Below are 13,088 nucleotides of genomic sequence, written 5' to 3' on the forward strand. Positions count from 1 at the left end.
CAGAAAAATACTGACTATAAAGTTGTAAAGTCTCGGAATATTGGAAAATATCATGCAAGCTTCAGATACACTTAAGCTGTTATTGATACAACGTTTTCAGTATAGGGCTTATTGATAAAGGGCTTATTGATAAAGGTTATGATACACCAAGTTATTTATAAATAGCTAAGTAAATACCGCTTTAAATACATCTAAGCCAAACCGTGCATTAGCATTAGCTAGAAAAGCAATTAAAAAAAGAATGAAGCAGGTCTAAAGAAGTAAGGCGAATGGCAAATAGCGAATGGCGAGTGGCGAGTGGCGAATAACGAAAGAAAGAAATGGTCGGGATGACTGGACTCGAACCAGCGACCTTTTGCACCCCATGCAAATGCGCTACCAGGCTGCGCTACATCCCGACGAAAGAGCAAAAATCAGGTGGAGCATTATACACAAAACGCACCCTGAATAAAGTCATATATAAATAGATTGTTAGCCAGCTTTTAGTACAGCAAGCACTTCTTCTAGCTCGCTGATCATTTGCCTTAGCACAGCCTTGTAAGCGGCCTTATCTTCCGCTGGCTGATGATCACTGCCGTTATTATTATCGCTATCCAGCTGCTGTCTAGCACCACCAATAGTAAATCCTTGGTCATACAGTAAACTTCTGATTTGACGAATCAACAACACATCTTGACGCTGATAATAACGACGGTTGCCACGACGTTTTACCGGTTTAAGCTGAGGAAACTCCTGCTCCCAGTAGCGTAATACATGAGGCTTTACCAGACAAAGCTCACTGACTTCACCAATAGTAAAATAGCGCTTGCCCGGAATTACCGGTAATTCGGCGTTATGACTGGGTTCCAGCATACTCTTCTACTCTTGCTTTTAATTTTTGTCCAGGTCTGAAGGTAACAACACGTCGTGCGGAAATAGGGATTTCTTCGCCGGTTTTTGGATTGCGGCCCGGACGCTCGTTTTTATCACGTAAATCGAAATTACCAAAGCCGGATATTTTAACCGATTGATTGCTCTCTAAAGACAATCGTATTTCTTCAAAAAATGCTTCAACAATTTCTTTTGCTTCACGCTTATTTAAGCCAAGCTCTTCAAATAACTGATCGGCCATGCCTGCTTTTGTCAGTGCTGACATTACAATATACCTTGTTATCTCACTATGTCGCGATTTAACCCAGACTATCGCAGCGTTGCAGAAAAGTTATCCTGCAGACCATCAACAATAGCGTCGATAGTCGTTTGGATTTCATCATCCTGCAAACTACGGCTCTGGTGCTGAAAGCTCATAGCAATCGCCAAACTTTTATGCCCCTCGGCAACACCTTTGCCTTGATATACATCAAAAATCCAGGCGTTGACAAAATTTTCCCCTGCTGTGTCACGAACCGCTTGCAACACTGAACCGGCTGCGACCGACTCATTAATTACGATTGCAAGATCGCGTCTTACTTGAGGAAATTTTGATAAGCTCTTGAAGCTAGGGACATTTCCTTTTGTTAGTTCAGCTAAAGATAGCTCAAAAGCGAAGGCTTGCCCAGCAATTCCATAGTTTTTTGTCATTTCTGGGTGCAAGCAACCCAAATAGCCAATCACTTTACCCGCATGCACAATATTAGCGGTTTGACCGGGATGAAAGCCTTTACGTTCGGCAGCAACAAAACTGACATCATCTAGCCGACACTGCAGTAATAGACTTTCAACATCGCCTTTTATATCAAAGAAGTCAATTGGCTCGGCGTGGTTAGCCCAAGACTCTGGTAAGCGATTACCGGTGGCTATACCGGCAATAAAATTACGCTGTTCTGCACCTGTGCTATCAGCGTCGCTGGCATGAAACTGCAGACCACTTTCGAACAACTTAAGCCGTGTCACTTGTCGCTTCAAGTTATGCTGCATAGCACGAACAAGTCCAGGAATCAGCGAGGTTCGCATAACCGCCATATCAGAGGAAATAGGATTGGCAACTGCCACCGGCGCCTCATCATCAAAATCAGCTTGCAAGCTGGGCTCAATAAAGGTGTAGGCGATTGCCTCTTGATAACCCCGAGCTACTAAGGTGTGTTTTATTGACATCAGCGGCGTTTCTGCTTCTTGGCGACGCACAAAGTCTACCGGCACTCGCATTTGGCGCGTGGGAAGCTGGTTATAACCATAAACGCGGGCTATTTCTTCGACTAAGTCAGCTTCGATACTGACATCAAAACGCCAGCTTGGAATGCTGCAGTGCCAAACATCTTCTGCATAATCAACCGTAAAACCTAGTCGCTGTAAAATGTCGCTAACTTGACTGTGCGGCAGCTCGGCACCCAATACTTGTGCTAATCGCTGTGCCTTCAAGCTAACACTGCGCGGTTCAGCCACGGCCTGACCGTGCACCACTGTTGGGCCTGGCTCGCCACCGCAAATCGCCAATAATAAAGCAGTAGCCCGCTCTACCGCGCGAACTTGATTGGCTAAATCAACGCCTCGCTCAAATCGGTGCGAGGAATCAGTGTGTAAACCATATGATCTAGCGCGGCCAGCAATTTTCTCAGGCGCGAAGAAAGCCGATTCAAACACAATATTGCTTGTCGTTTGGCTCACGCCACTGTCTAAACCACCCATGATACCGGCTAACGCTAACGCCTTGTCATGGTCGGCAATCACTAAGCTGTCTGACTGTAATTCTAATATTTGCTCATCTAGCAGAGTCAGCTGTTCGCCAGCTTTTGCCTTACGAACAACAATACCGCCAGCAAGCTTGGCTTTATCAAAAGCATGCATCGGCTGGCCCAGCTCAAGTAAGACATAGTTTGTCACATCTACCACAGGGTCGATTGAGCGAATACCTGAACGACGTAATTTTTCTACCATCCATAATGGCGACGCTTGGCTTAAATCAACGTGATTGATAACCCGTGAAACATAAGTCGGGCAGTCGTCACTTGCCTGAATATCTACGTCGATAGTTTCATCTATTGCAGCACTAACAGCTTCAATCTTGGGCATATTCAGATCAGTTTGGCTCAATACGCCGACATCGCGTGCAATACCCAAAATGCTTAAACAGTCGCCACGGTTAGGCGTTAAATCAACATCAATAAGGGTATCGTTTAAGTCTAAATATTCGCGTAAATCAGCGCCGACAGTGGCATCGCTAGACAACTCCATGAGGCCATCAAGCACATCTTCCATGCCAAGCTCTGAAGCACCGCACAACATACCGAATGACTCTACGCCACGAAGCTTGGCCTTTTTAATCTTAAAATCGCTATTATCCTCGGTTTTTAACACGGCCCCCACTTGCGCAAACGCGACCTTTAAGCCGACCCTTGCATTAGGTGCGCCGCAAACCACTTGAACTGCTTGGTCACCACCAAAATTCACTTGGCAAACACGTAATTTATCGGCATCAGGGTGTTGTTCAGCCGCGACAATCTCAGCCACAATAACGCCTGAAAAATCACTAGCCACGGCTTCGACCGCATCGACTTCTAGTCCTGCCATGGTGATCTCAGCCACCAATTGCTCAGTTGACCATGCTGGATTAACCCATTCTCTAAGCCAGGATTCACTGAATATCATGTTTTATTCTCTATCTCATCAATTTTGCCCGGATAAGGCCAATTACGATACTTTATTAAAAATGTGCCGAGCGAAACGCCTTAGCGCTATTTAAACTGCTCTAAAAACTTCAAATCATTTTCAAAGAATAAGCGCAGATCGTTCACCCCGTACCTAAGCATCGCTAAGCGCTCAACACCCATGCCAAACGCCAGTCCAGTGTATTGCTCGGTATCGATATCGCTGTGTTCAAACACGCTAGGGTGCACTATGCCGCAGCCCATCACCTCTAACCAGCCAGTATGCGAACATACTCGACAGCCTTCTCCACCACACATTACGCATTCAATATCCACCTCTGCCGATGGCTCAGTAAAGGGAAAATAGGAAGGCCGAAACCGCACAGCAAGCTCTTTTTCAAAGAATACTTTGAGAAACTCCTGCACAATGCCTTTCAGGTCAGCAAAGCTAACATCTTTATCAATCACCAAGCCTTCAACTTGATGAAACATAGGCGTATGCGTTAAGTCTGAATCGCAGCGGTAGACACGCCCTGGGCAAACAACGCGGATGGGGGGCTGCTGCGTTTCCATGGTGCGAACTTGAACGGGTGAGGTATGGGTGCGCAGCACGGTATGCTCATTTATGTAGAATGTATCATGCATCGCACGTGCTGGATGATGCGCTGGGATATTGAGTGCCTCAAAATTATGATAATCGTCTTCGATTTCAGGCCCCTCTACTACCTCAAAGGCCATATCGCGAAAAAACTCAGCAATCCGCTCAATAGTTTGTGTTACCGGGTGTAAACCACCCACTGCATCACCGCGACCCGGCTGTGTTACATCAATGGTCTCACTGGCCAGTTGGGCATTAATTTTCGCTTGCTCAAGTGCTGCTCTGCGCTGCTGAATAAGCTCAGCAACTTCTTGTTTAACGCGATTAATTTGCGCACCCGCTTGCGGTCGCTGCTCGGCAGACAACTGCCCCAGCCCCTTAAGTAATGCAGTGATTTGCCCTTTTTTGCCTAAAAAATTGACGCGAATCTCATCCAATGTCGCGAGATCAGCAGCGTCTTCGATGGCAGCAATTGCCGTGGTTTTAAGAGCCGTTAAATTTTCCATTACGATGACAAAACCGTTTTTATTGTGAATCAACGAAAAAAAGGGAAAGCATGGCTTTCCCTTTTCAACTTCTTATCAGTAAGGCTATGCCAAGGACATAGCAAACTTGATAATTATTAAGCTAGAGCAGCCTTGGCTTTCTCTACAACTGCAGTAAATGCTGCTTTATCGTGTACAGCAATATCTGCTAATACGCGACGATCAAGCGCAATACCGGCTTTTTTCAAACCATTAATAAACTGGCTGTATGGCAAACCATTCGAACGGCTAGCGGCGTTAATACGCGCAATCCATANCGAACGGAACTGACGCTTGCGTTGGCGACGGTCACGGTATGCATACTGACCTGCTTTGATTACCGCCTGCTTAGCCACGCGAAAGACGCGAGAGCGAGCACCATAATAACCTTTAGCTTGTTTTAAAATTTTCTTGTGACGACGGCGTGCTTGCACACCACGTTTTACTCGAGCCATGTTAAATTCCTACCTTTAAACAGTTAACGTAATGTGATTAGTTGCGTAATAGACGATCGATAAGAATTTGATCATTCTTATGAACCAGACTAGTACCACGTAACTGACGCTTACGCTTGGTTGTCATTTTGGTAAGGATGTGGCTTTTGTGCGCAGATTTACGCTTATAGCCAGAGCCCGTTTTTTTGAAGCGCTTTGCAGCACCACTGTGTACTTTCAATTTTGGCATTTTTCAATACTCCGCATTCAATGTTAGGCCTAGGCTTGTTCTTTACCGTCCTGGCACAAGTTAGGCAGCAATCGCTTGAAAGAGGCGATTACTTTTTCTTTTTAGGGCTAAGTACCATGCTCATTTGCCGACCTTCCATTTTCGGAAATTGCTCAACCACACCATAGTCTTCAAGATCTGTCTCAATGCGCTTGAGCAGCTCCATACCTATGTCTTGGTGAGCCATTTCACGACCGCGAAAGCGCATTGTGACCTTGGCTTTATCCCCATGCTCTAGGAACTTAATAAGGTTGCGTAGTTTTACCTTATAGTCCCCAATGTCCGTTCCTGGACGAAACTTAATTTCTTTGACTTGGGTTTGTTTTTGCTTCTTACGGGCCGCAGCTTGCTGCTTCTTTAAGTCAAACAGGTGCTTACCGTAATCCATCACCTTGCAAACCGGCGGCTGTGCATCAGCAACCATTTGTACAAGATCTAAACCCGCAGCTTGCGCTGCATCTTTTGCTTCTTGGAGAGAAACAATGCCAACCTGAGAGCCATCAGCGCCAACGAGGCGTACTTCTGATGCGGTGATTTCGTCATTGGTTAGCGCTTTCTTACTGTTTCTATTACCACCTTTGATGGTTTTTTCCTCCAAATTAATTAATCATTTGGGCTTTCGCCCTCGGCATTTGCCGAGATACGGCCTCGCTGAGCAATATCATCTTGAATCAGCGCAATAAAATCGTCGACTGCTAATACGCCAAGATCAACCCCTTTACGCGTTCTCACAGCAACCGTACCGTTTTCCACTTCTTTATCACCTACGACGAGTAGGTAAGGAAGCTTCTGAATTGTGTGCTCGCGGATTTTAAAGCCTATCTTCTCATTCCTCAAGTCAGAAATCGCCCTAATGCCTTGATTTTGCAGTTTTTTGGTAATTTCCTGCACAAAATCCGCCTGTTTATCGGTGATATTCATCACCACGACTTGCTCAGGTGCCAACCAGGTTGGAAACACGCCTTCAAAGTGCTCGATTAAGATACCAATAAAACGCTCGAACGAGCCCAAGATAGCGCGATGCAACATCACTGGGGTTTGCCGCGAGCCGTCCTCAGCGACAAATTGTGCATCCAATCTTCCAGGCATCGAGAAATCAACCTGAATGGTACCCATTTGCCATACCCGGCCAATAGAGTCACGCATAGAGAATTCAATTTTAGGCCCATAAAACGCACCCTCACCTGGCAGCTCTTGCCACGGCAAATCTTTTGAGTCTAATGCTTCAGCTAGAGCTTGCTCAGCTTTATCCCAAATCTCATCACTGCCGACGCGCTGCTCAGGGCGAGTTGATAAACGGTAGATAAGATCACTAAAGCCAAAATCAGCATAGACTTCGTGCAAGAAATCAATAAACGCTGACACTTCCGATTGAATTTGTTCTTCCGCACAGAAAATATGTGCATCATCTTGCACAAAGCCACGCACGCGCATGATCCCGTGCAAAGAACCGGATGGCTCATTACGGTGACAGGAACCAAATTCGGCCAAGCGTAATGGCAGCTCTTTATAAGACTTTAAGCCCTGATTAAATACCTGCACATGGCAGGGACAATTCATCGGCTTAACGGCAAATGTGCGATCCTCAGTAGGCAAAGTAAACATGCCCTCAGCAAATTTATCGGCATGCCCCGACTTTTGCCATAAGGAAATATCGACGATTTGCGGGGTTTTGATTTCTTGGTAATCATGCTGACGCTGCTTAGCGCGCATATAGGATTCAATGGTATTGTAAATGGTCCAACCTTTCGGATGCCAAAACACCATACCTTGCGCTTCATCCTGCATATGAAACAGATCGAGCTGTTTACCTAACTTACGGTGGTCGCGTTTTTCCGCCTCTTCAATGCGGCGAATATATTGCTTAAGCTGTTTTTTGTCGGCCCACGCGGTACCGTATATGCGCTGCAGCATTTTATTGTCGGCATTAGCGCGCCAGTAAGCACCAGAAACTTTGGTTAACTTAAAATGCTTGAGAAAGCGAGTGTTAGGCACATGTGGGCCGCGACACATATCAACATATTCTTGATGCTGATACAGGCTAATTAGCGCCTGGTCTGCAGGAATATCCTGCTCTACGATTTCAACCTTATAGCTTTCCTCACGCTGCTGGAATGTCGCCAACACTTGCTCGCGTGAGCTTGGCTTTTTCACAACATCGTACTCGGTCGCAATCAGCGCCTTCATGCGTGCTTCAATCGCATCAACATCTTCTTGGGTAAACGTACGATCAAAATCGATATCGTAGTAAAAGCCCTCATCAATGACAGGGCCAATCGCCATTTTTGCATCAGGAAATAATTGCTTCACTGCATGACCAATCAGATGCGCACAAGAATGGCGAATGATCTCTAAGCCTTCTTGATCTTTGGGGGTAATGATCGACACCTCGGCATCATCATGAATGATATCGCAAGCATCATGCAGCTCACCATTAATGCGACCCGCAACGGTAGCTTTAAATAAGCCAGGACCAATGTCTTGAGCGACTTCGGCAATAGAAACAGGTTTATCAAATTCGCGCTGACTGCCGTCAGGAAGAGTAATAACAGGCATGTTGTCTCCAGTGGTGGCCAATACGTGAGGCCACTTGTTTAATAAGCTTTAGCTGTAACGGTCAACCGGTCAGTGCAAAAGCCATAACTTTCGACTGATTACATTCGTCAAAAAGTAACTGACCATGCTAGGAAATGCGCAACTATAACCATACTAAGGCATAATTGAGGCATAATTTAGGCACAACTGAAGCACATCACGCCAACTACCGCCACAGGCAAAAATTGGTACGACCGAGTGGATTCGAACCACCGACCCCCACCATGTCAAGGTGGTGCTCTAACCAACTGAGCTACGGTCGTAAAAAATTGCATCAGATGCAATTAAGGGAGGGCATTATACGGATTTAAATGCAAGCGTCTAGCCCTAATAAAACACCGCAGATTTTAAGCGCTGCAGCTCATCACGCAAGCTAGCAGCGCGCTCAAATTCTAAATTTTGTGCCGCCTCATGCATGTCTAACTCGAGCAGCTTTATCTGTTTCTCAAGCGCCTTCGGCGACAGGCTATTTACCTCTGCCACCTCACGCAAGGCCTCGCCTGCGGTTTGCTTTGTTTTACGTTTGCTGCGTTTACCGGGGGTAACAGCACCTTCTAGGATGTCGGCCACCGACTTTTTCACCCCCTGCGGGGTAATATTATGCTCAGCATTAAAGGCTACTTGTTTTTCACGACGACGCTCAGTTTCATTCATTGCTCGCTGCATTGATCCGGTGATTTTATCAGCATACAGTATGGCCTTACCGTTTACGTTTCGGGCGGCACGGCCAATGGTTTGAATCAACGAGCTCTCAGAGCGCAGAAAACCTTCTTTATCGGCATCTAATATAGCCACCAAAGAGACCTCAGGCATATCTAGGCCTTCGCGCAACAGATTAATACCAACCAGCACATCGAATTCGCCTAATCGCAAATCGCGAATAATCTCAACCCGCTCCACGGTATCAATATCCGAGTGTAAATAGCGCACCAGCACGCCGTTCTCGGCCAAATAATCAGTAAGATCCTCGGCCATGCGCTTGGTTAACACCGTAGCTAGCACCCGCTCACCTTTCTCAACCGTTTTTTGTATTTCATCAAACAGATCATCAACTTGACTACTGGCCGGGCGAATATCAATCAAGGGGTCAACCAAGCCCGTAGGCCTTACAAGCTGCTCTACCGTTTGATCAGCCTTTGCTAGCTCATATTTCCCGGGGGTAGCAGAGACACAGACCATTTGCGGCACAATCGCCTCCCACTCTTCAAAGCGCATAGGGCGGTTATCCAGTGCAGAAGGCAAACGAAAACCATACTGCACCAAGGTTTCTTTGCGTGAGCGATCACCTTTATACATGGCACCGATTTGCGGCACAGTCACATGTGACTCGTCGATGATTATCAAGGCATCATCCGGAATATAATCAAACAAGGTTGGCGGCGGCTCACCTTCTTTGCGCCCAGAAAGCTGGCGAGAATAATTCTCGACGCCATTGCAATAGCCTAATTCACGCATCATTTCTAAGTCATAACGGGTGCGCTGCTCTAAACGCTGAGCTTCTACTAATTTATCGTTATTACGTAGATACTCCAGACGCTCCGATAACTCAAGCTCAATCTCATCAATGGCTTTCAGCATCGTATCGCGCGGTGCCACATAATGGCTTTTAGGAAAGATCGAATAGCGCGGCAAGTTATGTAAAATCTCACCGGTAAGTGGATCAAACAGCTTAAGACTCTCAACCTCATCATCAAATAACTCAATCCGCAAAGCCTCAAAATCAGAGTCCGCAGGAAAGACATCGATCACATCACCTCGCGCACGATAAGTTGAGCGATGAAAGTCAGCATCATTGCGCGTGTATTGAAGCTCTGCCAAACGGCGTAAAATGGTTCGCTGATCAATTTGATCACCGCGATCCAAATGCAACATCATGGACAAATAGGACTTTGGATCGCCTAGGCCATAAATCGCAGAAACCGTAGCCACAACAATACAGTCACGTCGCTCAAGCAAAGCCTTGGTTGCAGATAAACGCATCTGCTCAATATGCTCATTGACTGAGGCATCTTTATCGATGAAAGTGTCGGACGATGGCACATAGGCCTCGGGTTGATAGTAATCATAGTACGAGACAAAATACTCTACCGCATTGTTAGGAAAGAACTCCTTAAACTCTCCGTAAAGCTGCGCCGCAAGGGTTTTGTTATGCGCCATAACAATCGTTGGCCGACCGATCTCTGCAATAACATTTGCTGCGGTAAAAGTTTTGCCCGAGCCGGTAACACCGAGCAATATTTGATTATGTAATCCCGATTGAACGCCATCAACCAAGCCTTTAATAGCAGCAGGTTGATCACCTGCAGGTTGGTATTTTGACTGAACATTAAACAACTTGCTCATAGAATAAACAGCAATTCCTTAAGACGATATTTTTTCGCGAAAATAGTTGACGATAATACCATAGATCCCTATTATTCGCGTCCATTCAAAGCAAAGCTTTGATCTTTCCGGTGTAGCTCAGCGGTAGAGCAGTAGACTGTTAATCTATTGGTCGTTGGTTCGATCCCAACCACCGGAGCCAAATTCTAAAAAGCTTGTCATTGACAGGCTTTTTTTATGTCTTTTTTATCTCATCTTTCAAGTACTCTTTTTATTAACTTTCACCACCTTTAACTTCTTTCTTTTTTTGTTTTTCGCTTCAAATTTATGCATTTGCTAAGCGGATATAAAGCTTAAGAGATGCGCAAAGCCCACATCAATGTAATAGCAATAGCATCACAGTTATCGGCTTGGCGGCTCAAAAATAGCGACCCGAAAATTCAAAGCTTGCAGCAGCTTTTGCGCCTGCTTAAGCGGCAGCTCGTTCAACAACACATTATCACTTCGCCACCAGGCTTGCTTTTTCACCCGCGCCAGAGTCAGTTCATCAACCGATGATACATTGGATAGCTGATAAAGCTGCCTCGCTTGTAAAAAGGTCACGCGCCTCAGCTGTTGTTCGGTTTTCTGCCTAGCCACATGCTCATCGACCATCGAGATAATGGCGGCATCCAGCTCAGTAAAACTTAATTCCTGCTGTGAATGCGGAGCAAGCCGTGATGCCGCATCAGCGCAAGCAATCTTCTGACCGCTCATATACCTTAGCAATTCTGATAATTGAATATGTGAATCTAACAAAGGGTAATACAGGATAGGCTCTGCAAAGCCATCATCTTTCACATCGAAGCAGGCTTTACCATCAATAAAAAGGGTTGCCGTAAAGCAATGTGAACTGAGTGACTGACTGAGGTTAAGCTTGATGTTTTTAAGCGCAATATCCATGACGTAGCACCGAAGATTGAATGCTTAATACGTAAGGAGAGGCTGAAAGCCTCAAAAAACTTCGCCTCTGGTATCAACATATTGCCAGACACCGTCACGATAAATGCAGCGATGCAGACCATCGGTTTGCGCAAAAGCCGCCGGCTGGGCCGACTCGAATGCTATATCACCAGGGTATAACATCAACAAATCATCACCCAATAGCGCCATTTTAGGCGTGATAGACTCAAACTTATCAAATGATAAGTTTGATTGAACTGACGCTTCGTTTTCACAAGCCACTAAGCGCATTAAACTCACCAAGGTTGGCGGCAACATTGGCAGTTGCGCCGATGCTTGCTGAGCGATTGCATCAGCAGCTTGAAACCACTGCAAAGCCACTAATTCCGAACCATCTACTTTAGCCTGCGCCGCAGTAGTTTGATCTATAAAGGTCCAATAGAAATGCGTTGAGTAGCGTTTCTCGGCCGAGGCAGGTGTCACCCAATGCGCGAAATAGTTTAACTGCTCCGGCGCAATAACAATCGCAACCTCTTCTTCTACTTCTCTCACAGCCGCGTTGCGCAAGGCTTGCTGCAAATCACACTGCTGGGCATGATCACCTTTCTCTAAGGCGCCACCGGGAAACACCCAGTGGTCAGGCAAAAATTTGAGCGTGTGATTTCGTTTAGCCAATAATACCTCTACACCAGAGGATGAATGGCGCAATATCAACACGGTAGCCGATTCAATGATATGTGTTTCACTACTCAAGAAAGACCTACTCCTTTAAGGTCATGCTGTGAAAGGTATGTGCATATACGCACCAAGCGGCCTCACGCCCAATCGATCTTGCAAGGTTTATGTTGTGATCAAACGTCAGCTATCAAACTTAAGGTCAGCTAAGCTATTCAAAGACCCAGCATAAGGCTAAGGCCCGCACTTCGTTCATCCAAACTAGTTGGTGTGAGCCAGCAAGAATTTGAAAAGCATTCATTTAAGAACTGATTTGCAGCACTCATTTACAGCACTGATCAAAGTACTGACTAAAAGCACTCGCAAAGCACAAAGACTAAGGTTTTTTAGATGTAATATTGCTTTAATGCGCTGAAATAATGCAGGACTTAAATAACGGTGCTTTTTATCGATTCTAAGATTCTACAACTTAGATGCGACGACTCAGATTTAACGACTTAGATTCGAAAACTTGGCCTCAACGACTTACATATAGGCTTGCGAGGTATCTGAATGGTCAGTTTCGTCATTGACACCTTTAAGTTCAGGTACTTGCTCCAGCAGAGTTTTTTCAACGCCATGCTTTAGGGTCATATCAACAGCCGAACACCCCTGACAACCGCCACCAAATTTAAGAATCGCGATCATGTCTTCCGTTACCGTCACTAAAGAAACATCGCCGCCATGCGAGGCCAGCGACGGATTAATCTCATTGTATAAAACGTAATTGATGCGATCTTCAATCGGGCTGTCATCATTTACACGGGGCATTTTAGCGTTAGGCGCTTTTATCGTTAGCTGACCACCCATACGATCTTTTGCATAATCAACCAAGGCATCTTCTAAAAAAGGCCAGCTGCGTGAATCAAAATAGGCAGTAAAACCGGCACAGGCCATTTGCTCATCACCTTCTTTCTTGTCTTCATCACGGCAGTAAGCAATGCAAGTTTCGGCTTTTGGCGTGCCTGGCTGATTAATGAATACGCGAACACCAACGACGTCATCATCCTGCTTGTCGAGCAATTCTTTGAGATACGCTTGTGCAGAATCTGTGATGGTAATCATATTACAACCTTGGCTGAGTAAAGACCGAGTATTTTACTCAGG

The 13,088-nt window shown here is 45.7% G+C and carries 12 protein-coding genes and 3 tRNA genes; 1 reads left to right on the forward strand and 14 read right to left on the reverse strand.

The features are described from left to right. Positions 1 to 321: 321 nt before the first annotated feature. From HRU21_07695 to uvrB, 11 genes are all read right to left on the reverse strand, one after another. Positions 322 to 398 (reverse strand) — tRNA-Pro (locus tag HRU21_07695). A 73-nt stretch (positions 399 to 471) separates the two neighbouring features. Next, positions 472 to 852 carry a MerR family transcriptional regulator gene (locus tag HRU21_07700; protein ID NRA42176.1) on the reverse strand — a complete coding sequence of 127 codons (381 nt, stop codon included), beginning with the start codon at positions 850 to 852 and terminating at the stop codon, positions 472 to 474. Beyond that, positions 833 to 1,135: an integration host factor subunit alpha gene (gene ihfA / locus HRU21_07705; protein ID NRA42177.1), complete on the reverse strand. Its 303-nt coding sequence runs from the start codon at positions 1,133 to 1,135 to the stop codon at positions 833 to 835. Before ihfA ends, HRU21_07700 begins: the two co-directional genes overlap by 20 nt. A 44-nt stretch (positions 1,136 to 1,179) precedes the next feature. After that, positions 1,180 to 3,564, reverse strand: coding sequence for a phenylalanine--tRNA ligase subunit beta (gene pheT / locus HRU21_07710; GenBank protein NRA42178.1), 2,385 nt, complete (start codon positions 3,562 to 3,564; stop codon positions 1,180 to 1,182). 86 nt (positions 3,565 to 3,650) lie between these two features. After that, the gene (gene pheS, locus HRU21_07715; GenBank protein ID NRA42179.1) at positions 3,651 to 4,667 is read right to left on the reverse strand and encodes a phenylalanine--tRNA ligase subunit alpha; all 1,017 of its coding nucleotides are present in this window, start codon (positions 4,665 to 4,667) and stop codon (positions 3,651 to 3,653) included. A 116-nt stretch (positions 4,668 to 4,783) separates the two neighbouring features. Continuing rightward, positions 4,784 to 5,140, reverse strand: a complete 357-nt coding sequence (gene rplT / locus HRU21_07720; protein ID NRA42180.1) for a 50S ribosomal protein L20 — start codon at positions 5,138 to 5,140, stop codon at positions 4,784 to 4,786. Positions 5,141 to 5,177: 37 nt separating this feature from the next. Continuing rightward, on the reverse strand, positions 5,178 to 5,369 hold the full coding sequence (gene rpmI / locus HRU21_07725; GenBank protein NRA42181.1) for a 50S ribosomal protein L35: 192 nt from the start codon (positions 5,367 to 5,369) through the stop codon (positions 5,178 to 5,180). Positions 5,370 to 5,457: 88 nt separating this feature from the next. After that, a complete protein-coding gene (gene infC, locus HRU21_07730; protein ID NRA42182.1) occupies positions 5,458 to 5,991 on the reverse strand; it encodes a translation initiation factor IF-3 in 534 nt (177 codons plus the stop codon). Between the two features lie 20 nt (positions 5,992 to 6,011). After that, the gene (thrS, locus tag HRU21_07735) at positions 6,012 to 7,964 is read right to left on the reverse strand and encodes a threonine--tRNA ligase (GenBank protein NRA42183.1); all 1,953 of its coding nucleotides are present in this window, start codon (positions 7,962 to 7,964) and stop codon (positions 6,012 to 6,014) included. A 225-nt stretch (positions 7,965 to 8,189) separates the two neighbouring features. Next, a tRNA-Val gene (locus HRU21_07740) sits at positions 8,190 to 8,266 on the reverse strand. Positions 8,267 to 8,330: 64 nt separating this feature from the next. Beyond that, the gene (uvrB, locus tag HRU21_07745) at positions 8,331 to 10,346 is read right to left on the reverse strand and encodes an excinuclease ABC subunit UvrB (GenBank protein ID NRA42184.1); all 2,016 of its coding nucleotides are present in this window, start codon (positions 10,344 to 10,346) and stop codon (positions 8,331 to 8,333) included. A gap of 106 nt (positions 10,347 to 10,452) precedes the next feature. Here uvrB and HRU21_07750 point away from each other — a divergent pair. Next, positions 10,453 to 10,527: transfer RNA gene (locus HRU21_07750), tRNA-Asn, on the forward strand. Between the two features lie 200 nt (positions 10,528 to 10,727). Here the strand turns inward: HRU21_07750 and HRU21_07755 are convergent. From HRU21_07755 to nfuA, 3 genes are all read right to left on the reverse strand, one after another. Next, a complete protein-coding gene (locus tag HRU21_07755; protein NRA42185.1) occupies positions 10,728 to 11,267 on the reverse strand; it encodes a hypothetical protein in 540 nt (179 codons plus the stop codon). 51 nt (positions 11,268 to 11,318) lie between these two features. Then, positions 11,319 to 12,020: an NUDIX hydrolase gene (locus HRU21_07760; protein NRA42186.1), complete on the reverse strand. Its 702-nt coding sequence runs from the start codon at positions 12,018 to 12,020 to the stop codon at positions 11,319 to 11,321. A 447-nt stretch (positions 12,021 to 12,467) separates the two neighbouring features. Then, complete coding sequence (gene nfuA / locus HRU21_07765; protein ID NRA42187.1) at positions 12,468 to 13,046, reverse strand: Fe-S biogenesis protein NfuA; 579 nt, start codon at positions 13,044 to 13,046, stop codon at positions 12,468 to 12,470. Positions 13,047 to 13,088: the final 42 nt, after the last annotated feature.

The organism is Pseudomonadales bacterium (assembly GCA_013215025.1).
In the GTDB taxonomy this organism is placed as follows: Bacteria; Pseudomonadota; Gammaproteobacteria; order Pseudomonadales; family DT-91; genus DT-91.

What these genes read in the sequence shown, in the direction of transcription:
- HRU21_07700 (NRA42176.1), bottom strand. Translation starts at nt 852, where the DNA reads ATGCTGGAACCCAGTCATAACGCCGAATTACCGGTAATTCCGGGCAAG.
- ihfA (NRA42177.1), bottom strand. Translation starts at nt 1,135, where the DNA reads ATGTCAGCACTGACAAAAGCAGGCATGGCCGATCAGTTATTTGAAGAG.
- pheT (NRA42178.1), bottom strand. Translation starts at nt 3,564, where the DNA reads ATGATATTCAGTGAATCCTGGCTTAGAGAATGGGTTAATCCAGCATGG.
- pheS (NRA42179.1), bottom strand. Translation starts at nt 4,667, where the DNA reads ATGGAAAATTTAACGGCTCTTAAAACCACGGCAATTGCTGCCATCGAA.
- rpmI (NRA42181.1), bottom strand. Translation starts at nt 5,369, where the DNA reads ATGCCAAAATTGAAAGTACACAGTGGTGCTGCAAAGCGCTTCAAAAAA.
- thrS (NRA42183.1), bottom strand. Translation starts at nt 7,964, where the DNA reads ATGCCTGTTATTACTCTTCCTGACGGCAGTCAGCGCGAATTTGATAAA.
- uvrB (NRA42184.1), bottom strand. Translation starts at nt 10,346, where the DNA reads ATGAGCAAGTTGTTTAATGTTCAGTCAAAATACCAACCTGCAGGTGAT.
- HRU21_07755 (NRA42185.1), bottom strand. Translation starts at nt 11,267, where the DNA reads ATGGATATTGCGCTTAAAAACATCAAGCTTAACCTCAGTCAGTCACTC.
- nfuA (NRA42187.1), bottom strand. Translation starts at nt 13,046, where the DNA reads ATGATTACCATCACAGATTCTGCACAAGCGTATCTCAAAGAATTGCTC.